General features: G+C 67.5%; 22 protein-coding genes. 17 read left to right on the top strand and 5 right to left on the bottom strand.

Annotated elements, in window-relative coordinates:
* Positions 1-52: 52 nt before the first annotated feature.
* Positions 53-2,647 carry a bifunctional aspartate kinase/diaminopimelate decarboxylase gene (locus ROV93_RS13850; protein WP_072168632.1) on the bottom strand — a complete coding sequence of 865 codons (2,595 nt, stop codon included), beginning with the start codon at positions 2,645-2,647 and terminating at the stop codon, positions 53-55.
* Between the two features lie 75 nt (positions 2,648-2,722).
* On the opposite strand from ROV93_RS13850, the gene ROV93_RS13845 reads away from it, so the two are divergent.
* Together ROV93_RS13845 and ROV93_RS13840 are read left to right on the top strand one after the other, a co-directional pair.
* Positions 2,723-3,598, top strand: a complete 876-nt coding sequence (locus ROV93_RS13845; protein ID WP_312540145.1) for a PhzF family phenazine biosynthesis protein — start codon at positions 2,723-2,725, stop codon at positions 3,596-3,598.
* Positions 3,599-3,711: 113 nt separating this feature from the next.
* Positions 3,712-4,590: a PhzF family phenazine biosynthesis protein gene (locus tag ROV93_RS13840; RefSeq protein ID WP_072168630.1), complete on the top strand. Its 879-nt coding sequence runs from the start codon at positions 3,712-3,714 to the stop codon at positions 4,588-4,590.
* A gap of 99 nt (positions 4,591-4,689) precedes the next feature.
* On the opposite strand, the gene ROV93_RS13835 is transcribed toward ROV93_RS13840, so the two are convergent.
* Positions 4,690-5,121, bottom strand: a complete 432-nt coding sequence (locus ROV93_RS13835) for an OsmC family protein (RefSeq protein WP_072168629.1) — start codon at positions 5,119-5,121, stop codon at positions 4,690-4,692.
* Between the two features lie 372 nt (positions 5,122-5,493).
* Here ROV93_RS13835 and ROV93_RS13830 point away from each other — a divergent pair, with 372 nt between their 5' ends.
* The 4 genes from ROV93_RS13830 to ROV93_RS13815 all read left to right on the top strand — a co-directional run bounded on the left by ROV93_RS13830 (position 5,494) and on the right by ROV93_RS13815 (position 7,768).
* Positions 5,494-5,892, top strand: coding sequence for an HU family DNA-binding protein (locus ROV93_RS13830; protein WP_072168628.1), 399 nt, complete (start codon positions 5,494-5,496; stop codon positions 5,890-5,892).
* Positions 5,893-6,185: 293 nt separating this feature from the next.
* The gene (locus tag ROV93_RS13825) at positions 6,186-6,494 is read left to right on the top strand and encodes a DUF3861 family protein (RefSeq protein WP_005415605.1); all 309 of its coding nucleotides are present in this window, start codon (positions 6,186-6,188) and stop codon (positions 6,492-6,494) included.
* Positions 6,495-6,550: 56 nt separating this feature from the next.
* Entirely contained in the window at positions 6,551-7,090 is a 540-nt protein-coding gene (locus ROV93_RS13820) for a hypothetical protein (protein ID WP_072168627.1), read from the top strand.
* Between the two features lie 81 nt (positions 7,091-7,171).
* Positions 7,172-7,768, top strand: coding sequence for a DUF1439 domain-containing protein (locus tag ROV93_RS13815; protein WP_005415603.1), 597 nt, complete (start codon positions 7,172-7,174; stop codon positions 7,766-7,768).
* A gap of 38 nt (positions 7,769-7,806) precedes the next feature.
* Here the strand turns inward: ROV93_RS13815 and ROV93_RS13810 are convergent, their stop codons facing one another.
* Positions 7,807-8,349 (bottom strand): type 1 glutamine amidotransferase domain-containing protein, encoded by a 543-nt coding sequence (locus ROV93_RS13810; protein ID WP_005415602.1) that lies wholly within the window; start codon positions 8,347-8,349, stop codon positions 7,807-7,809.
* A gap of 162 nt (positions 8,350-8,511) precedes the next feature.
* Positions 8,512-8,979 carry an SET domain-containing protein-lysine N-methyltransferase gene (locus ROV93_RS13805; protein ID WP_012479369.1) on the bottom strand — a complete coding sequence of 156 codons (468 nt, stop codon included), beginning with the start codon at positions 8,977-8,979 and terminating at the stop codon, positions 8,512-8,514.
* Between the two features lie 211 nt (positions 8,980-9,190).
* Between ROV93_RS13805 and ROV93_RS13800 the strand changes: the two genes are divergently transcribed.
* The 5 genes from ROV93_RS13800 to ROV93_RS13780 all read left to right on the top strand — a co-directional run bounded on the left by ROV93_RS13800 (position 9,191) and on the right by ROV93_RS13780 (position 14,493).
* On the top strand, positions 9,191-9,646 hold the full coding sequence (locus tag ROV93_RS13800) for an SUF system Fe-S cluster assembly regulator (protein WP_049414161.1): 456 nt from the start codon (positions 9,191-9,193) through the stop codon (positions 9,644-9,646).
* Positions 9,647-9,663: 17 nt separating this feature from the next.
* The gene (gene sufB, locus ROV93_RS13795) at positions 9,664-11,139 is read left to right on the top strand and encodes a Fe-S cluster assembly protein SufB (RefSeq protein WP_072168626.1); all 1,476 of its coding nucleotides are present in this window, start codon (positions 9,664-9,666) and stop codon (positions 11,137-11,139) included.
* A gap of 74 nt (positions 11,140-11,213) precedes the next feature.
* Positions 11,214-11,978: a Fe-S cluster assembly ATPase SufC gene (gene sufC / locus ROV93_RS13790; protein WP_005415598.1), complete on the top strand. Its 765-nt coding sequence runs from the start codon at positions 11,214-11,216 to the stop codon at positions 11,976-11,978.
* Entirely contained in the window at positions 11,978-13,240 is a 1,263-nt protein-coding gene (sufD, locus tag ROV93_RS13785) for a Fe-S cluster assembly protein SufD (RefSeq protein WP_072168625.1), read from the top strand. The genes sufC and sufD overlap by 1 nt, the downstream gene beginning before the upstream one ends.
* Positions 13,237-14,493, top strand: coding sequence for a cysteine desulfurase (locus ROV93_RS13780; RefSeq protein ID WP_065196580.1), 1,257 nt, complete (start codon positions 13,237-13,239; stop codon positions 14,491-14,493). The genes sufD and ROV93_RS13780 overlap by 4 nt, the downstream gene beginning before the upstream one ends.
* A 54-nt stretch (positions 14,494-14,547) precedes the next feature.
* On the opposite strand, the gene ROV93_RS13775 is transcribed toward ROV93_RS13780, so the two are convergent.
* Positions 14,548-15,039, bottom strand: coding sequence for a hypothetical protein (locus ROV93_RS13775; RefSeq protein ID WP_065196581.1), 492 nt, complete (start codon positions 15,037-15,039; stop codon positions 14,548-14,550).
* 68 nt (positions 15,040-15,107) lie between these two features.
* Between ROV93_RS13775 and ROV93_RS13770 the strand changes: the two genes are divergently transcribed.
* The 6 genes from ROV93_RS13770 (at position 15,108) to ROV93_RS13745 (ending at position 20,472) form a co-directional block, all read left to right on the top strand.
* Positions 15,108-15,647 carry a GNAT family N-acetyltransferase gene (locus ROV93_RS13770; RefSeq protein WP_072168623.1) on the top strand — a complete coding sequence of 180 codons (540 nt, stop codon included), beginning with the start codon at positions 15,108-15,110 and terminating at the stop codon, positions 15,645-15,647.
* Positions 15,644-15,976: a non-heme iron oxygenase ferredoxin subunit gene (locus tag ROV93_RS13765; protein ID WP_005415593.1), complete on the top strand. Its 333-nt coding sequence runs from the start codon at positions 15,644-15,646 to the stop codon at positions 15,974-15,976. Before ROV93_RS13770 ends, ROV93_RS13765 begins: the two co-directional genes overlap by 4 nt.
* 174 nt (positions 15,977-16,150) lie before the next feature.
* Complete coding sequence (locus tag ROV93_RS13760; RefSeq protein WP_072168621.1) at positions 16,151-16,555, top strand: hypothetical protein; 405 nt, start codon at positions 16,151-16,153, stop codon at positions 16,553-16,555.
* 149 nt (positions 16,556-16,704) lie between these two features.
* Positions 16,705-18,996, top strand: coding sequence for a TonB-dependent receptor (locus ROV93_RS13755; RefSeq protein WP_312540127.1), 2,292 nt, complete (start codon positions 16,705-16,707; stop codon positions 18,994-18,996).
* Positions 18,997-19,064: 68 nt separating this feature from the next.
* On the top strand, positions 19,065-19,784 hold the full coding sequence (locus ROV93_RS13750) for a tetratricopeptide repeat protein (RefSeq protein ID WP_072168620.1): 720 nt from the start codon (positions 19,065-19,067) through the stop codon (positions 19,782-19,784).
* Positions 19,785-19,794: 10 nt separating this feature from the next.
* Positions 19,795-20,472, top strand: a complete 678-nt coding sequence (locus ROV93_RS13745; RefSeq protein ID WP_072168619.1) for a Fe2+-dependent dioxygenase — start codon at positions 19,795-19,797, stop codon at positions 20,470-20,472.
* Positions 20,473-20,544: the final 72 nt, after the last annotated feature.

The following is a 20,544-nucleotide window of genomic DNA, read 5'->3' as shown; positions in this document are numbered from 1 at the left end:
CGCGCGAAGGCGCGGGGCGTGTCGGTGGGCGGGTGCAGGGCGCGCGCGGTGGTCATTCGATCACGTCTTCGCGCGGCAGCTTCCGCTGGTTGTAGGTGTTGGCCATCACATAGCCGTAGGCACCGGCATCGGCGATCAGCATCACGTCGTCCGGCGCAGTGGACACCGGCAGCTTGCGGCGCTTGCCGAACACATCGCTGGATTCACAGATCGGCCCGACCACATCGAACGCCGCTTCGGCATACCCCCCCTGCCGGCTGAGGTTCTCGATGTCATGCCAGGCGTCGTACAGCGCCGGGCGCATCAGTGCGTTCATGCCGGCGTCCAGGCCGACACGGCGCACGCCGTCCTTTTCCACCACCTGGGTGGCATGGGTCAGCAGCACGCCCGATTCGGCCACCAGGTAGCGGCCCGGCTCGATCGCCAGGCGGAATGCCGGGTGCAGTGCCTTTACCTCGGCCAGGCCCTCGGCCCAGGCGTCCAGGTCGAAGGGTTCGTCTTCGTCGCTGTACGGAATCGGCAGGCCGCCACCGATATCGATGGTCTGCACGCTGCCGATCCGGCGGGCGAAACCGGCCAGCTCATCGCACATCAGGCGCCAATGCTGCGCGGTTTCCACGCCGCTGCCCAGGTGCGCATGCAGGCCCACCACGCGGCTGCCCAGTTCGGTGGCCGCGCGCACGAACTCGTCGACGCGGGCGATCGGCAGGCCGAACTTGGACTCCTTGCCACCGGTACGGACCTTGGCGTGGTGGCCCTCACCCCGGCCCAGATCGACGCGCAGCCACAGCTCGCGGTTACGGAACAGGTCCGGCCAGCGCTGCAGCGCTTCCACGTTGTCGACGGTCACGGTCACGCCCAGCGCAAACGCCGCCTCGTACTCGCTGCGCGGGCAGAAGCTGGGGGTGAACAGCACGCGCTTGGGCGACAGTTCCGGCAGGTGCTGGAACACATGCTTCAGCTCGCCGTGCGACACGCACTCCAGGCCGAAGCCTTCGGCTTCCAGCAGCTGCAGGATGGCCGGGTGGCTGTTGGCCTTGATCGCGTAGTAGCGCTGGTCGATCGGCTTGATCGCGGCCAGTGCACGGGCGCGGGCGCGCACCGTCGGCAGGTGGTAGACGTAGCGCGGCGTACCGGCATCGGCCAGCTGCAGCAGGTGCGCACGCTGGCCGCGCCACCACGGCGTGCCGCGCGGGCGCACGGTGCCGGCAATCTCGCGCCAGCGCGGGCCGAACACTTCGGTCTCCTCCACCGGCATCGCGCCGCTGTCGATCAGCTCTGCGTGCAGGATCGGCAGCAGGCCATCGGCATCGGCCTCGTCGATGACGAAGGTCAGGTTCAGGTCGTTGGACGACTGCGAGATCATGTGCACGCGCTCACGGCCGAAGGTCGCCCACACGTCCGACAGCTTGTGCAGCAGCGACCGCATGCCGCGGCCCACCAGGGTGATCGCCGCGCACGGCACGATCACTTTCACCTTGCAGATCTGCGACAGGTCGGCCGACAGCGCGGCCAGCACATCGGTGTTGACCAGGTTCTCGGACGGGTCCAGCGACACGGTGACGTTGGTCTCGGCCGAACCGATCAGGTCCACCGACAGGCCGTGCTTCTTGAACAGGTTGAACACATCGGCCAGGAAGCCGACCTGCTGCCACATGCCGATGCCTTCCATCGACACCAGCACGATGCCATTGCGGCGGCTGATCGCCTTCACCCCCGGCACCGGTGCGGCGCTGCCATCGATGCTGGTGCCCGGCAGTTCCGGGCGCTCGGTATCGAGGATGGCCATCGGCACGCCGGCATCGCGGCACGGCTTGATCGAGCGCGGGTGAAGCACCTTGGCGCCGGTGGTGGCGATTTCCTGCGCTTCGTAATAGTCCAGGCGGGTCAGCAGGCGCGCGTCCGGCACGTCCTTCGGATTGGCGCTGAACATGCCCGGCACATCGGTCCAGATCTCCACCCGGCTGGCGCCGAGCAGCGCACCGAAGTACGCCGCCGAGGTATCCGAGCCACCACGGCCGAGGATGGCGGTACCACCATCGGCATGCCGCGAAATGAAGCCCTGGGTGATCAGCAGGCGGGTCGGCTGCGCGCGGAAGCGCTGCATCCACTCCGCGTCGGCGCGCCACTGGCAGTTCACCGACAGCCGCTGCGACCAGTCGCTCTGGTTCGGCTGCGGCGGCATCGCGTCCAGCCACTGGCGGGCATCCATCCAGCCCATGTCCAGGCCCGAGGCGCGCAGATAGGCCGCACCCAACGTGGAGGACAACAGCTCGCCCTGGCCCAGCACTTCGGCCTGCCAATCCAGCGGACGGGTGGCCGCCCGCGCATCGTCGAGCAGGCCCTGCAGCGCCGCCAGCCGTTCGGCCAGCACCTCGCGGCCCAGGCCGAGTTCGGCCAGGAAGCCCTCATGGCGCTCGACAAGCGCTGCCACGCGATCACCGCTGTCCGGCGCGCCGTCGGCAATCGCGGTCAGTTCGTTGGTGACCCCGGACAGCGCCGATACCACCACCAGCACGCGCGATCCGGTCTCTTCCGCGCGTTTTTTCGCCAGCTTCCCGATCGTGTCCCAGCGGTGACGACGCGACACCGAGGTGCCGCCGAACTTCAGTACGATCCAACGATCGACAAGGGGGGAAGCTGACATGGATTGGCTATGTAGAATGTGGGGAAGCCGCCCTCGGGGGCGGAACCTTCGATTCTAAGCGCAATATCCCCGTAGATGGCCGTCCTCCGTTACCTGCAGCTCGATGTCTTCGGCCCCCGCCCCGGAACCGGCAATCCATTGGGCGTCATCCTGGACGCCGACGCGCTCTCCAGCAGCCAGATACAGGCCCTGGCTACCTGGCTGAACCTGTCCGAGACGGTGTTCTTCCTGCGCCCCACCGCGCCCGGCGCCGATTACCACATCCGCATCTTCACACCGACCCGTGAGCTGGCCTTCGCCGGCCACCCCAGCGTCGGTGCCGCCTGGGCGGCGGTGACCTGCGGCCTGGCCCAACCGCGCGACGGCGCCCTGCTGCAGCAATGCGCGGCAGGGTTGCTCCCAGTACGGGTGAGCGGCCCGGCCGAGGCACTGGAGATCCAGCTGGCCAGCCCTCCGGCACGGCAACTGGACACGGAGGCAGGCGGAGCGCCCGCCGCGCTGTTGGCGCTCGCTGCCGACGGGCAGGCGCCCGAACTCTGGGACAACGGCGCACGCTGGTGGCTGCTGCCACTGCGCGATGCCAACGCCGTGCGCAGCCTGCTGCCGGACATGGCCGCGCTGGCCGACTGGAGCCTTGCCACCGATGCCACCGGCGTGGCGGTGTTCGCCGACGAAGCCGGCGCCGGCCATGCCCGCGTGGTGCGTGCGTTCTGCCCCGCCGATGCCCCCAGCGTGCCCGAGGACCCGGTCACTGGCAGCGCCAATGCGCTGATCGGCGCCTGGCTGCGGCAGCGCGATGCCCTGCCCGGCGGCGAAGGCCGCTACGTGGCCAGCCAGGGCCGCGAAGTGGGCCGCGATGGCCGCGTGCAGGTGCAGGTCGACGCGCAGGGCACGGTGTGGATCGGCGGCCAGGTGCAGCCGGTCATCGACGGCCAGATCCGTTGGCTGTAGAGCCGAGCCCACGCTCGGCTGCTTCTTCTCACACCCCGACACAGCCGAGCATGGGCTCGGCTCTACAACCGCGCGTTAAGCTGCGCGCCACCCGATCCTGGAGTTTCGCCCCGATGACCACCCGCCGTTTCCTGCAGCTGGATGTGTTTTCCCCGCGCGCCGGCGCTGGCAACCCGCTGGCCGTGGTACTCGATGCCGACGGCCTGGACGATGCCAGCATGCAGGCCATCGCGCGCTGGACGCGCCTGCCCGAGACCACCTTCGTGTTTCCGCCCCAGGCCGACGGTGCCAGCTACCGGCTGCGCATGTTCAGCCCGCAGAAGGAAGTGCCGTTCGCCGGTCACCCCAGCGTCGGCACGGCGCATGCGGTGCTGCAGGCAGGCCTGGCCACACCGGTCGACGGCGTGCTGGTGCAGGACGGCATTGCCGGTGCCCTGCCGCTGCGCGTCAGCGGTGAGGGCGCGCAGCAGCGCATCGCCATCCGCACACCGCGCGCGCAGTTGGCGGAGATCGCTGAAGCCACCGATCCGCGCCTGCTGGCAGCACTGAAGGACTGGCCACTGGGCTCGCTGCCGCTGGCGCGCATGCAGGGCGGACGCAGCTGGTGGGTGGTGCAGGTGGCCGATGAAGCCGCATTGCGCGCCCTGCATCCGGACTGGGACGCTGTGGCTGCGCTGGCCGAGTCCACCGACAGCATGGGCGTGTTCGCCTATGCCTTCAGCGATGGCAGTGAGGGATTCGATCTGGCCGTGCGCGCTTTCGTCGGCAATGGTCGGCGCTTCGAGGACGCCGCCTCCGGGGCCGCCAATGCAGTGCTGGCCGCGTGGCTGGACCTGCGCGACGCGCTGCCACGTGGCCGTGCACCGTTCGAAGTCAGCCAGGGCCGCGAAGTCGGCCACGATGCGCGTCTGACCCTGCGGGTCGATGAGGACGGCGAGGTCTGGTCCGGGGGACAGGTGCAGACCGTCATCACCGGCACCCTTGATTGGTAAAGGGGTACTGTAGAGCCGAGCCCACGCTCGGCTGCTCCTCGGCCAGATCACGGGACCTGCAGAAGCCGAGCATGGGCTCGGCTCTACAGATGCGCCGGCTCAGCCCAGCTCGGCTTCCAGGCTGATCGGCACCGCGCTCAGCGCCTTGGATACCGGGCAGTTCTGCTTGGCATCATCGGCAATGGCACGGAACTGCGTCGCATCGATGCCGGGCACCACCGCCCTGACCTTCAGGCGGATCTGCGACAACTGCGGACCGCCTTCCAGCGACAGGTCGACCTTGGCTTCGGTGTCCAGCGAGGTCGGGGTGAAGCCTGCTTCGCCGAGCTTGGCTGACAACGCCATGGTGAAACAACCCGCGTGCGCGGCGGCAATCAGCTCTTCCGGATTGGTGCCCTTTTCGTCGCCGAAGCGGCTGTTGAAACCGTAGCGGGTCTTGTCCAGCAGCCCACTCTGCGGCGTGCTCAACTGCCCCTTGCCCGTCTTCAGATCGCCTTCCCAGTGCGCGGTGGCGTGTCGCGAGATTCCCATTGTGCTGCTCCTGCGTGGCGGTGATGAACGGCTACCCTCGCACGCCACGCGTTAGCCCTGCGTCGCTCCGCCGCACGCCGGACGTCGCCCCCGAGTCCGGCGCGTGGACACTTCCTCGCCAGCCCGGAACGCATTTTCCTCTTGTTTTCAGTGGTTTCGCGCACCCCACCGATCGGCGGGCGCCGGCGATCGAACACGCTGGCGTGCCCCCATCCCCCACCGCCGACCATGTACTGAATCGGCCTGGATATGAAAAAACATGCACTTTCCGCGCTTCGGGCTATTGGCGGCGCCCAAGAGTTGCCCTACATTGCGCTTGCCGACGGGGTTCGGCGCCGACCAAACAACCAACCGTTCACGGAACAGGAAACCATGGCAAAGACCGCTAAGAAGGCTGCCCCGAAGAAGGCAGCGAAGAAAGTCGCGACGAAGGCAGCCGCCAAGCCGGCCGCTCCGAAGCCGATCAAGGAAGTGCTGACCAAGTCCGGCCTGGTTGCACACATCGCTGAAGCCTCCGGCGTCGTCGCCAAGGACGTCCGCGCTGTGCTGGCCTCGCTGGAAAGCGCCGTCGCCTCCTCGGTGCACAAGAAGGGCGCTGGCTCCTTCACCCTGCCGGGCCTGCTGAAGATCACCACCGTCAATGTGCCGGCCAAGCCGAAGCGCAAGGGCATCAACCCGTTCACCAAGGAAGAGCAGTGGTTCGCCGCCAAGCCGGCCACCACCAAGCTGAAGGTGCGTCCGCTGAAGAAGCTGAAGGACGCCGCGCTGTAAGCGCGCGCCCCAACGTGGATTCCGACGGGACGGCTCTGGCCGTCCCGTTTTTTTTGCGTGCCCGGCGGTAGATCCACGCCATGCGTGGATGCGTCGCGCTGTGGCAATCCGCAACACAGCGTTGCCGCCTCCCCGGGAATGCCCGTACAGGCCCGTCGCCACTGGCCGAGCGCGGCCTGGGCAGGTGCTGGAACGTACCGGGTGGAACACTGCGTGCAGCGCCGGCCGTCGCCTCAGGCCGTGGCCTTGCCTATGGTGGGCACATCCTCCACAGCTACGGCGAGCACACCCTCATGGCCAGCCCCTCCACCCGCTACCGGATCTCGGTGACCCCCATCGAAAAGGACGGGCTGCAGTGCACAGGGCGCTGCACCATCGAACTGGAGCATCGCGCCAGCCGCGACCTGATGCGCCTGCTGGAGGCGGCCCCGCGTACCGCCGGGATCAGCGGCGACGAGCGTGCGACCCTGGTGATCGCCACCCAGCTGCTGCGCGATATCGTGCAGCGCCATGCCGAGACCGGCGGCCACGCATTGGCGGCCATCGCCGGTCAGGTCCTGCCAGCGCTGGACGCTCTGGATCAGCTGCCCTCCTCCCGCTGATCCCGGCGCAATCGCTACACTGCCGCCCTCCAGGTTGCCTCGGGGAGGAGGCAGACATGCGCAGGATCCCGTTGCTGATCGCACCCTTGGTGCTGCTGGGCTGTTCACGCCCGGCAGCACAGACGACCGGCGACATCGCGGCAGCGTCCGCTCCCGTCGCTGCCACCGCACCCGCGAACACTCGCACCGGCCCCGATCCCGCAGCAGTGCAGGCAAGTGAAATGTCGGTGCTGTCTGCTGTCGCCGACGGTGCCGAGCCGCCATCGACGATGCTCAACCGCTACGTAGCGGCGTTGCTCAACCGCGACCGCGCCGCCAGCGATGCCGCCTGGACGATCCCGCCCAGCGACCCGCGGCATGCGGACGACGCCGCGCTGCGGCAGCTGCAGGACCTGCGCACCCTGCGCCTGCACAGCGATCCCCCGCTCGCCCGCGACGATCGGCAGCCACCGCAGCTGCTTGAAGTGCCGGTGCAGATCCGCGCGGTCACCGCCAACGGTACGTTCCGCTTCGGTGGCTGGTACCGCGTGCAACCCAGCAGCGATGGCAGCGCCTGGCAGATCCAGTCGGCGCAACTGCGTCCGATGCTGGACTGAACCGTTACAGCCGCATGCACGCGCGATTCAGCCTGCACGGCTACTCTTTGATCCATCCATTCCCTGCCATCGGTCACCGCCATGCGCCTGCGTTCCCTGATGACCCGCCTCGCTGCCTCCACCGTACTGATCGCCGCTGCGATCGGCGCGCAGGCGGCTCCCTCCATTTCCGGCCGCGAACTGTCGGTGGGTGCCAGCGACGTCCAGCAGTACCTCGATGGCAGCTTCCCGCGCACCCAGGACGCCCTTGGCGGCCTGATCTCCCTGACCATGAGCCATCCTCAGCTGAGCCTTCCGGCCGGCGAGCGCTTGAACCTTGGCATGGACGTGGCACTGGCCACCGCCGGCGGCAACCCGGCCAAACTGGGTACGGTGAAGCTCAGCAGCGGCCTGCGCTACGACGCGCAGACCCAGGGCTTCCACCTGCAGCAGCCCAGTGTGGACGACTTCACCCCGGCCAACCAGGGCGGCCGCCTCGACTCACGCACCCGTGGCCTGCTCAATGCCTGGCTGAGCGACTACGCCCAGCGCGAACCGATCTACAAGCTGGACCCGGCGGTGGCCGGGGTGCTCGGCGCGCTGCAGGTGCAGGCGGCACAGGTCAAAAACGGCAAGCTGGTGGTCACCTTCAACCAGAACCTGGGCAACCTGGTGCCGGCAGGCCTGCTGGGCAAATAAGGTAGTGCCGGCCGGCGGCCGACACTACCGGCAAGGCATCACGCGGCAAGTGCCTTGACCACCGCCTCGCTGAAAGCAGGAATGTCATCCGGCTTGCGGCTGGTGATCACGTTGCCGTCTACCACGACCTCGGCGTCGCGCCAGTTCGCACCGGCGTTGGCCAGATCCTGCTGAAGGGAGGGCCAGGAAGTCAGCTCGCGGCCATCGGCCAGCCCGCTGTTGATCAGCAGCCACGGGCCATGACAGATCGCGGCGACGGGCTTGCCGGCTTCATCCACTGAGCGGATGAAGCTGAGCACCGCGTCGTCGGTGCGCAGTGTGTCCGGATTGATCACACCTCCCGGCAGCACCAGGGCATCAAAGCCCGCCGGATCCGCCTCATCCAGCGGGATGTCGACCGCGACGGCGTCGCCCCAGTTCTTCTCTTTCCAGCCCTTGATGGTCGCCTCCTTTGCGGGCGACACCACGCTGACCCGCGCACCTTCCGCTTCCAGCAGCCGTTTGGGCTCGGTCAATTCGGACTGTTCAAAGCCGTGGGTCGCGAGGATTGCGATCTGTTTTCCCTTCAATCGCTCTGCCATGGGTGCACTCCAGTTGGGGGAGTGCACAGCGTGGACGAACGGCCCTTGCACGGCGGTGACCCTGCCGTGCACGGCAGGTGGAGAGCCTCCCGCAAGTGCCGGCAGCTGGCCGGCTCCTGCATCGCGCCATGCCGGCCAGCGGCCGGCCCTACCCGGTACCGGTCAGCGCTTGGGCTGCAGCATGGTGCCGGTGCACTTGGGCGAGCCGCAGCGGCATTCCCAGATCTTCTTCAACTTGGCGGTGTGGCGCTCGGCCAGGGTGATGCCGTAGTTATAGGTCAGCTCTTCGCCAGCCTTGATATCGCGCAGCGCCTCGATGAACACCTTGTCGCCACGGCTGTCGCCGTCCTCATCTTCCTCGATCACCGCCTCGCAGTTCGGGTCGCAGCTGTGGTTGATCCAGCGCGCGTCGTTGCCCTTGTAGTTGGCATCGATCACCCAGTCGTCATTGAGGGTGAACAGGAAGGTATGGCCGCTTTCGACGTCGCCGCTGTCATCGGCATCAACGTCGCCATGGCTGCGCAGCAGGCCCTTGTACTGGATCACGCGCTCGCCCTGCTTGATCGGGGCGACGGCGAACACGCCGTTGCCATGGATGGCGGACTTGCGGGCTTGGATCTTCTTCGGCATCGGCACGGGCTGTTTGCAGCGGATGGAACAGGGATTCTCGCCCATTCCGGGTGATTGCGAAAATCACCCGGTTGGCGCAGCATGGCGCCCCCGGCAGCGCCCGCTGGCAGAGCCTCCCGGCCCGGCCCCAGCGCCGGCTGAATGCCCGGGTTGGATGGTGGCGAATAAAAGCGTACAATTTCAGTCCGCTTTAAGAACCACTCGCATCCCCATGTTGCGCGTCACCAAGCTCACCGATTACGCCACCGTCGTGCTGACCGTGCTCGCCGCCCGTCCGGGCGAGGTGCTCAGTGCCACCGAACTGGCCGAATTCACCGGCCTGGAGCCGCCCACCGTCAGCAAGGTACTCAAGCCGCTGGCCCAGGCCGGCCTGGTCGAAGGCCTGCGCGGCGTCCGTGGCGGCTACCGGCTGACCCGCCCGGCCATCGAGATCTCGCTGTTCGAAGTGGTCGAAGCGATGGAAGGGCCGCTGGCCCTGACCGAATGCAGCCACGACCACCACCAGTGCGGCATGGCACCCAAGTGCGGCGCGCGCAGCAGCTGGCGGTTGATCAACGACGTGGTCTCCGAGGCCCTGCGCGACGTCAGTCTTGCGCAGATCCTGCCCCCCCTTCCCCTCGCCGATGACGAACAGCGCCGCACCATCGCTGTTGACGTCGTCTCCTGATCCACAGGCAGCCCCCCATGGCCACCGAAACCATCGAAAACGTCGCCCACGACGACACCCCCAACCGCGAGATCCACGAGCAGCTCGGCCGCAAGTATTCGGCTGGCTTCATCACCGAGATCGAGTCGGACTCCCTGCCGCCGGGCCTGGACGAGGACACCATCCGTGCCCTGTCGGCCAAGAAGGACGAGCCGGAGTGGATGACGCAGTGGCGCCTGGACGCCTACCGCCACTTCCTGACCATGCCGATGCCGGACTGGGCCAAGCTGGAGATCGCCCCGATCGATCTGCAGGCGCTCAGCTACTACTCGGCGCCGAAGGGCCCGAAGTACGCCTCGCTGGACGACGTGCCGAAGGAACTGCTCGACACCTACGACAAGCTGGGCGTTCCGCTGCACGAGCGCGCCAAGCTGGCCGGCGTGGCGGTGGACGCGGTGTTCGACTCGGTCTCCGTCGGTACCACCTTCCGCAAGGAACTGGCTGAGAAGGGCATCATCTTCTGCTCGATGTCCGAGGCCATCAAGGAACACCCGGAGCTGGTGCGCCAGTACCTGGGCACCGTGGTGCCGGTGGGTGACAACTACTTCGCCGCGCTCAACTCGGCGGTGTTCTCCGATGGCAGCTTCGTGTTCATTCCCAAAGGCGTGCGCTGCCCGATGGAACTGAGCACCTACTTCCGCATCAACGCCGGCCACACCGGCCAGTTCGAGCGTACCCTGATCGTGTGCGAGGACAAGGCCTACGTCTCCTACCTGGAAGGCTGCACCGCGCCGATGCGCGATGAGAACCAGCTGCACGCTGCGGTGGTCGAACTGGTGGCACTGGAAGACGCGGAGATCAAGTACTCCACGGTGCAGAACTGGTACCCGGGCGACGAGAACGGCGTCGGTGGCATCTACAACTTCGTCACCAAGCGTGCCGAATGCCGCGGCGCGCGCAGCAAGGTCACCTGGACCCAGGTCGAGACCGGCTCGGCGATCACCTGGAAGTACCCCTCGTGCGTGCTGCTGGGCGACGACTCGGTCGGTGAGTTCCACTCGGTCGCGCTGACTCATCACCGCCAGCAGGCCGACACCGGCACCAAGATGATCCACGTCGGCAAGCGCACCAAGAGCAAGATCGTCAGCAAGGGCATCAGCGCCGGCCGCGGCCAGAACACCTACCGCGGCCTGGTCAAGGTCGACCGCAATGCTGATGGCGCGCGCAACTACACCCAGTGCGATTCGCTGCTGATCGGCAAGCAGTGCGGCGCCCACACCTTCCCCTACATCGAGGTGAAGAACCCGGGCGCCACCGTCGAGCACGAGGCCACCACCTCGAAGATTTCCGACGACCAGCTGTTCTACTGCCGCGCCCGTGGCATCAGCCAGGAAGACGCGGTGTCGATGATCGTCGACGGCTTCTGCAAGCAGGTGTTCCGCGAACTGCCGATGGAGTTCGCGGTGGAAGCCAAGAAGCTGCTGGAAGTCTCGCTGGAAGGTTCGGTGGGCTGACCGCCCGCCCCTGCCCCTCGCAAACGCATTCTCTTTACCGGCGGGCCCAGGCCCGCCCCACGGAAACCCCCACCATGCTGAAGATCGAAAATCTCCACGCCCGCATCGGCGACAAGGAAATCCTCAAGGGCCTGTCGCTGGATGTGAAGCCCGGCCAGGTGCACGCCATCATGGGCCCGAACGGCGCCGGCAAGTCCACCCTGGGCAATGTCCTGGCCGGCCGCGACGGCTACGAAGTGACCGAAGGCAGCGTGCAGTTCGACGGTGTCGACCTGCTGGAGCAGGACCCGGAAGCGCGTGCCGCTGCCGGCCTGTTCCTGGCATTCCAGTACCCGGTGGAGATCCCGGGCGTGAACAACACCTACTTCCTGCGCGCGGCGCTGAACGCCCAGCGCAAGGCACGCGGCGAGGACGAACTCGACTCCATGCAGTTCCTCAAGCTGGTGCGGCAGAAGCTGGCCGTGCTGCACCTGAAGGACGAGCTGCTCCATCGTGGCGTCAACGAAGGCTTCTCCGGCGGCGAGAAGAAGCGCAACGAGATCTTCCAGCTGGCCGTGCTGGAACCGAAGCTGGCGATCCTCGACGAGACCGACTCGGGCCTGGACATCGACGCGCTGAAGAGCGTGGCCGACGGCGTCAATGCGCTGCGCGCCGCCGACCGTTCGTTCCTGGTCATCACCCATTACCAGCGCCTGCTGGACTACATCAAGCCGGACGTGGTGCACGTGCTGGCCGATGGCCGCATCGTCAAGAGCGGCGGTCCCGAACTGGCGCTGGAACTGGAAGCGCACGGCTATGATTTCCTGAAGGACCGGGTCGTGCCCGAGGCGGCGGTCTGATGAGCGCCCTGCTCGACTCGATGGCCCAGGCCTTCTGCGGCAGCGATGCGCGCCGCGAAGTGCTGGATGCGGCCCTGCGCGACGGCCTGCCGGCCGCACGCAATGAAGCCTGGAAGTACACCTCGCTGCGCCAGCTGGAACGCCGTGCGTTTGCTGCGGCACCGCTGCAGGGCCCGGCGCTGGACGCCGCGCTGCTGGACGACATCCCGGCGCCGCGCCTGGTGTTCGTCAACGGCCGCCTGGATGCCGCGCTGAGCAACGTGCAGGCCCTGCCGGCCGGCGTGCAGCTGCAGCCGCTGTCGGCCGCACTGGCCTCCGGCGAAGACGCCGTGCGTTTCCTTGGCCGCCGCTACGAGCGCAGCGAGGAGATCTTCGCCCGCCTCAACGCCGCACTGGCCGATGAAGGCGTGGTGCTGCGCGTGGATGAAGGCGTGCAGGTCGACGTGCCGCTGCAGCTGGTGTTCGCCAGCGTCGCCGGTGACACCGACCTGGCCTGGCATCACCGCCACCTGATCGAACTGCGTGCCGGCGCCAGCTTGGGCGTAGTCGAGCATCGCTTCAGCGTGGGCGACTCCGCCCACCTGGACAATACCGTGCTGCATGCCCATGTCGCCCGCGATGCCGTGCTCAAGCACGCCCGCGTGCAGGCCGGCAGCGCGCGCCAGACCAGCTTCCTGCGCACCGACGCGGTGCTGGCCCGCGGCGCGCAGTACCACCGCGTGGACCTGGAACTGGGCGCCGCGCTCAGCCGCCATGAACTGAACGTGCGCCTGGAAGGCGACAATGCCCAGCTGACCGCCAACGGCGTGCTGCTTGGCAATGGCCGCCGCCACGTCGAAACCCGCCTGGGTATCGACCACATCGCCCGCGATACCGCCTGCGAACTGCTGTGGCGCGGCGTCGCCGCCAACCGCAGCCGCGTGGTGTTCCATGGTGGCATCCAGATCCGCGAAGGCGCCGATGGCACCGACGCGAACCTGTCCAACAAGAACCTGCTGCTGTCGGCCGATGCCGAGATCGACACCCAGCCGACGCTGGTGATCGACGCCGATGAAGTGAAGGCCGCGCACGGCGCGACCGTCGGCCAGCTCGACGCCAACGCGTTGTTCTACCTGCGCTCGCGCGGCCTGCCGCAGGCCCAGGCGCAGGCACTGCTGAGCGCCGCGTTCTGCCACGAGCCGCTGAAGATCCTGCCCGACGCGCTGCGTGCGCAGCTGGCACGTCGCCTGGACAAGGCACTGGCCGAGGCGGGTGTGGCATGAACCTGTCCACGCCGCGCCCGATCGAAGAACGCACCGGCGCCCCCGACTGGGACCGCGTCCGCCTCGACTTCCCGCTGCTGATGCGTGAAGTGCACGGCAAGCCGCTGGTCTATTTCGACAATGCCAACACCGGCCAGAAGCCGGTGCAGGTGATCGGCGCGGTGGACGAGTTCTACCGCCGTTACAACGCCAACGTCAGCCGCGCGGTGCATGCACTGGGCAGCGAAGCCACCGATGCCTACGAAGGTGCGCGCAACACGCTGGCGCGCTTCCTCAACGTGCGCCCCAGCGAGCTGGTGCTGTGCAGCGGCACCACCTTCGCCATCAACCTGGTGGCGTATTCGTGGGCGCTGCCGCGGCTGAAGGCCGGCGACGTGATCCTGGTGTCGCGCATGGAGCACCATGCCAACATCGTGCCGTGGCAGCTGGTCGCGCAGCGTACCGGTGCCACCATCCGCGTGGCCGAGATCACTCCCGATGGTGCGCTGGACCTGGATGCGCTGCGCGCGGCGATGACCCCGGAGGTCAAGCTGCTGGCGGTCACCCATGTCTCCAACGTGCTGGGCACGGTCAACCCGGTGCGCGAGATCTGCCGCGAAGCGCGCAAGCGCGGCATCATCACCGTGGTCGATGGCTCGCAGGCCGTGCCACACCGCAAGGTCGACGTCGCCGCGATCGGCTGCGATTTCTACGCCATCACCGGCCACAAGATGTGCGGTCCAACCGGTACCGGCGCGCTGTGGGCGCGTCGCGAGCACCTGGACGCGATGCCACCGTTCCTCGGCGGCGGCGAGATGATCAAGGAAGTCAGCTTCGACGGCACCGTGTTCAACGATGCCCCGCACAAGTTCGAAGCCGGCACCCCGAACATCGCCGGTTTCATCGGCCTGGGCGTGGCCGCCGACTACCTGCAGCAGCTTGGCCAGGACAACGTGGAGGCGCGCGAAGCCGAACTGCTGGCGCACTTCACCGAAGAGCTGCGCCGCGTCGATGGCCTGCGCATCATCGGCCAGGCACCGGAGAAGGCCGCCGTGGTCTCGTTCCTGATCGATGGCGCGCATGCCCACGACCTGGCCACCCTGCTCGACCTGGAAGGCGTGGCCGTGCGCTCGGGCCAGCACTGCGCACACCCGCTGCTGCAGTACTTCGGCGTCGCCGCCACCTGCCGTGCCTCGCTGGCGTTCTACAACACGCACGCCGAGATCGAGCGGTTCATGACCGCGCTGACCAAGGTACGCAAGCTGCTGGGGTAAGACTCACAGCGCAGCCGGAAGCAACGAGAACGCCGCGGGAAACCGCGGCGTTTTTCAAGGCGCCGCCAAGGGCAGGATCGAAGACACGCAGAGCTCCGCAGGCCATTGCCCAAGGTGCCCCTTGCCGTAAGGGAACGCGGGTTGGCCCGCCGATACGATTCCGGTGAGTTCAACCGCCTGCTCCGACGGCAGCGCCGTGACGGGAATTCCATTCACCCACACGCCGTCGGCCGCCCATGGATCCTGCACCGGTGGCCCCGGGTGCAGCGCAGACATTTCGAAGCTCTCAACGTAGGCACCCCGTACGCGCACCAGTCTGCCGTGATAACGCATGGGATCGGCACGCAGCGCCTCCACCGTCACTGGCAACGCACGGGACGCACTGAAACGCGGGCACCCCAGGCCGTTGGGCGCGATGCCGCCACTCTCCTCGTGCGCCGGCAGGCAAGCCAGAAGAGCCACAAGCAGGACAGTTGCGGCCAGCGCGATTCCCTTCGGTATGCCCACCCCTGCACTCCGCCTGGCATTTGAAGAATGCACGAGCATAGCGGTTGCCAGGACCGTCGAGGGTCTCCCCCATTTGCGCCCGCCCACTGCCCACCTAAAATGCCCCCATGAGCACCCTGACCTTCCGCGCCGCCACGCCGGCCGACATCCCCGCCCTGATCGCCCTCGTCACCTCGGCCTACCGTGGCGACGCCAGCCGCGTGGGCTGGACTACCGAAGCCGACCTGCTGGATGGCGCCCGCATCGACGCCGAAGGCATCCAGGCCGACCTGGACCGCCCCCGCTCCACCATCCTGCTGGCCGAGCGCGAAGGCGTTCTTGTGGCCTGCGCCCACGTTGCCGACGTTGAGGGCAAGGGCTACTTCGGCATGTTCTCGGTCGACCCCGCACAGCAGGGCGGCGGCGTCGGCAAACAGCTGATGGTCGCCGCCGAAGCCCACGCCGCACGCGAATGGAACGTGCCGGTGATGCAGATGACGGTGATCGACGTACGCGACGAACTGATCGCCTTCTACGAGCGTCGTGGCTACCAGCGGACCGGCATCAAGAAACCCTTCCCGTATGGCGACGAACGCTTCGGCATCCCCAAGCGCGACGACCTGCGCTTCGAGATCCTGGAAAAACCGCTGGCCGGAGCGGCCGCGTGAGCGATACCTGGACCTTCGTGTGCGCCAGCAACGAGCTGCTGCCCGGTGAAATGAAGAGCGTGTTCGACGAGGTGACCGGCACCCCGATCGTGGTGTTCAACCTCGACGGCGAGCTGTACGCGCTGGAAGACCAGTGCACGCACGAGGAATTCGAGCTGTCCTCGGGCGAATTCAACACCGCCGAAGGCAGCGTGGAGTGCGTACTGCACGGTGCGCGCTTCGACGTGCGCGATGGCCGCGCCCTGTGCGCCCCGGCCTATACCCCGGTGCCCAAGTTCCCGGTGAAGCGCGAGCACGACGCCGTCTGGACCCGCGACGACCGCGATTGAGGCGGCGCACGGTCTGGGGGTATCCACCCTGGGCTGGATCTGCAGGAGGCCCCGCAAGGGCCTTCGCAGGGCGTTCCCCGGCCGCCCCGGCGTCCCGCAGCACCCCGTACATGCGAATCATTATCGTTGATGTTATTCTACGTAACATCTTCGTAACGACTTCGCCCTCGCGCCATGGTCTCGCCCGCGCCCACTGCCACGTTGTGCCAGCTCGCCCGCCAGGGGTGGCCACTGGCCGTGGCCGTGCTGCTGACGCTGCTGCTGGGCTGGTCGGCGCTGCACGAAGGACGCAGCAACGCCCCGACTACCCAAGGGTGGCAGGCACATGCCGAAGGGTTGCGCCAGGTCATGCCATTGCCGGCGCCGTCGGCAGACGAATGCCCGCAACATGCTGCACCTGCACCGGAGCCGCCGCTTGAGGGTGAGGGCAACACGCCCTGCACCGGAGTGGCACCCCTGCGCGCGCCCCTGGTCGCACATATCCCGCTATGGCGCTCCGACGCCCTGCGCCGGCAACTGCACGATCCCGCACTGCGCTTGAACCCCGGCCACGCACCGCCCGCACCGCACGCCAGCTGAGGCGCCCTGCGGCTGTTGCCGTGCGCCTGAAGTCGTTCGCCGCATCGCCGGGCATCAGCTCGGCTCTACAGAAGACGCTCCCTCCCTGTCGTCGCGCTGTCTGCGCTTCGGCCTTCGCCGTTTCCCGATCCACGCCACTACCCAAAGCCATGACCCACATCACGTCCCGCAAGCACGCCCCGCGCGTTTCCCTGCTCGCCACCGCCACCCTGGCCGCAGGCTTCGCGCCGCTGGCCGCGCAGGCTGCCGACAGCGCTGATGCCGCATCCAGCAAGGCCACCGACCTGGACAAGGTGCAGGTGCGCGGCAGCTGGTTCAATCCGTCCTCGCCGAAGTTCACCGCCGAACTGCTGGACACCCCCAAGTCAGTGTCGATCGTGTCGGAGAAGCTGATCGCCGAAACCGGTGCGACCAACCTGCAGGATGCGCTGCGCATGGTGCCGGGCATCACCTTCGGTGCCGGCGAAGGCGGCAACCCGACCGGCGACCGCCCCTTCATCCGTGGCTTCGATTCGCAGAGCAACGTCTTCGTCGACGGCCTGCGCGACGTCGGCTCGCAGACCCGCGAGATCTTCGATCTGGAGCAGGTGGAAGTGGTCAAGGGCCCGAGCTCGGCCTACGGTGGCCGTGATTCCGGTGGTGGCAGCCTGAACCTGGTGAGCAAGACGCCGAAGCTGAAGAACGAGACCAACGCCAGCATGGGCATCGGTACCGACAGCTACGCACGCGGCACCGTGGACGCCAACTACGTCCTGGGCGACGGCATCGCCGCGCGCCTGAACCTGATGAAGCACGAATCGGACATCGCTGGCCGCGACGCCGCCAATGTCAGCCGCTGGGGCATCGCGCCGTCGATTGCATTCGGCCTGAACGGCCCGGCGCAGCTGATCGCCAGCCACTACCACATGCAGAGCGATGACCTGCCGGACGCCGGTGGTTTCCCCTACGGCAACCCGAACGGTGCGCCGGCCTCGAAGTGGGTCGACGGCCGCCCGATGGTGCCGGACCGCAACAACTACTACGGCCTGGTCGACCGTGACTTCCAGCGCACCCGCGCCGACATCAGCACGCTGGATGCCAGCTACGATTTCGGCGGCCACAAGCTGCGCAACATCGCGCGCCTGGGCAACACCAGCAACGACTACCTGTGGACCCAGCCGGACGACAGCCAGGGCAACCCGAACAACTACGGTACCCTGTGGCGCCGTACCAACGCCCGCGCCGTCGACGTCAAGAGCTTCGCCGACCAGCTGGGCCTGACCGGTGCCTTACAGACCGGCGCGCTCAAGCACAGCTACAGCGCTGGCGTGGAGTACAGCGACGAGAAGATGACCCGCGGCAGCTATCTGATGACCCCGGGCACCAGCAACCCGCTCACCGGCAACAGCAAGTGCCCGACCACCGGCGCGGCCACCGGCTACAACTGCACCGATTTCGCCAATCCGGATCCGCGCGATCCGTGGGCAGCCACCCATTCGGTGTACCGCAGCGACAAGGCACTGGACGTCGAGCAGCGCACCAGGACCACCTCGGCCTACGTGTTCGACACCATCGAGCTCAATGAGCAGTGGATGATCAACCTCGGCCTGCGCTACGACGACTTCCGCACCACCCTGACCACCCCGGTGGCCGGCAAGGCACCGACCCGCGTGCGCAACAGCAACGACTTCCTGAACTACCAGGCCGGTGTGGTGTTCAAGCCGGCCGCCAACGGCAGCATCTACCTGTCGTGGGGCACCTCCTCGACCCCGCCGGGCATGGACGGTGGTGACGGTTCGGACGGCCTGAGCGCCGCCGTGGCCGACCTCAAGCCGCAGGACACGAAGAACCTCGAACTGGGCACCAAGTGGGACCTGTTCGACCAGCGCCTGAACCTGACCGCAGCGATCTTCCACACCGTGATGAACAACGCACGCGTGACGGTCGACAACGGCACCAGCCAGAACGCCGGCAAGAAGGAGATCAACGGCTTCGAACTGGGCTTCACCGGCCAGCTGACCGACGCCTGGAGCCTGTACGGCGGCTACACCTACCTGGACTCGGAACTGAAGGACAACGGTTTCGTCTGTGGCGCACCGGTGGGCCGCACCTGCCCGTCCAACGTGTACGTGCCGTCGCCGTACAACGGCAACGTGTTCCCGAACACTGCCAAGCACAGCGCCAACCTGTGGACCACCTACCGCTTCCCGATCGGCCTGACCCTCGGCGCCGGCGCGTTCTACTCGGACAAGCAGTACGGTGATGTCGCCAACACCAAGTGGATCCCGAGCTACACCCGCTTCGACGCGATGGCCAGCTACGCGATCCAGGACAACATCAGCCTGCAGCTCAACGTGCAGAACCTGACCGACAAGACCTACTTCACCAAGGCCTATGCCTCGCACTACGCGAGCATCGCCCCGGGTCGCTCGGCCACTCTGGCACTGAACGTCAAGTTCTGATGTAACCGCGCTCCACCACGGCGGCAGGCGCTCCTGCCGCCGTTTTTGTTTCCGGCGATACTCACCCCATGGCAACCCGTACCCCCATCGACAGCGACGCCCTGGCCGAGCTGCTCCAGCACGATCCACAGGCTGCGTTCGCACGCGTGCGCGACGCCGCACAGGCCGGGCAGGTCGAGGCGCAGCTGCTGCTCGCGCAGATGCACATGGAAGGTAAAGGCACCGCGCAGGACGCCTCGGCTGCGCTGCTCTGGTACGAAACCGCCGCCAACAACGGCGCGCCGATGGCGATGAACATGCTCGGCCGCTGCCATGAGCTGGGCCAGGGCACCACGCCCGATCCCACGCTGGCCGCGGTGTGGTACCGGCGCGCGGCCGACACCGGGCTGGACTGGGGCCTGTACAACCTGGCCAACCTGCTGGCCACCGGCCGCGGCGTGCCCCAGGACCGCGCGCAGGCACTGGCCCTGTACACCCGTGCCGCGCACCTGGGCCATGCCAAATCGATGAACCTGCTGGCCCGCCACCTTGAAGACGGCCTGGAGATCGAGCGCGATCCGCAGGCCGCCCTGGGCTGGTACCGGCGCGCGGCCGAGACCGGCGATTTCCGCGGCCAGGCCAACTACGCCTCGATCCTGCTGCACGCCGGCCAGGTCGAGCAGGCCGTGCACTGGCTACGGCTCGCCCTGGCGCACGGCAGCCCGGCGTTCATGGCGCACATCGTGCCGGAACTGGCCGCGTCGCCGCATCCGCAGGTGCGCGCCCTGGTCGCACCGCCGTCCCTCTGAGGAGCCCCGCATGCTGCTGCACATCCCCGACATTCTCAGCGCCGACCAGGTGGCCGGCTTCCGGCGCCGCCTCGACGACGCCGATTGGACCGATGGCCGCGAAACCGTGGGGCATCTGGGCGCACAGGCCAAGCACAACCAGCAGCTGCCCGAGGCCTCGCCGCTGCGCCGCGAACTGGGCGAGATCATCCTCGTCGCGCTGGCCCGGCACCCGCTGTTCTTCAGCGCCGCGCTGCCACTGAAGTACCTGCCACCGCGCTTCAACCGCTACAGCGGCGGCGGCACCTACGGCTTCCATGTCGATGGCGCGGTGATGAACCTCGCCAATGGTGAACAGCTGCGTTCGGACATCTCCTGCACCCTGTTCCTGTCGGCGCCGGATGAGTACGAGGGCGGCGAACTGATCATCAGCGACACCTACGGCGAGCACGAAGTGAAGCTGCCGGCCGGCGACCTGGTCGTGTATCCGTCCAGCAGCCTGCACCAGGTGCGGCCGGTTACCCGTGGCGCACGCGTGGCTTCGTTCTTCTGGGTGCAGAGCATGATCCGCGACGACGTGCAGCGCCGCCTGTTGTGGGAAATGGATGGCTCGATCGAGCGCCTGCGGCAGACCGGCGGCGACGCCGAGGCGATCCTGCAGCTGACCGGCGTGTACCACAACCTTTTGCGGCGCTGGAGCGAAGTCTGAGCCTTGCCGGGCCGGCCTACGGCATTTTGGCAATCATTCTCATTTGCAACAGCTAACGGCTCTCATTACAAT

This window comes from Stenotrophomonas maltophilia group sp. msm4, from assembly GCF_032025605.1.
GTDB lineage: Bacteria > Pseudomonadota > Gammaproteobacteria > Xanthomonadales > Xanthomonadaceae > Stenotrophomonas > Stenotrophomonas sepilia.
The sequence above is the reverse complement of the archived record's forward strand: the minus strand, read 5'-3'. Positions and strand labels throughout refer to the sequence as shown.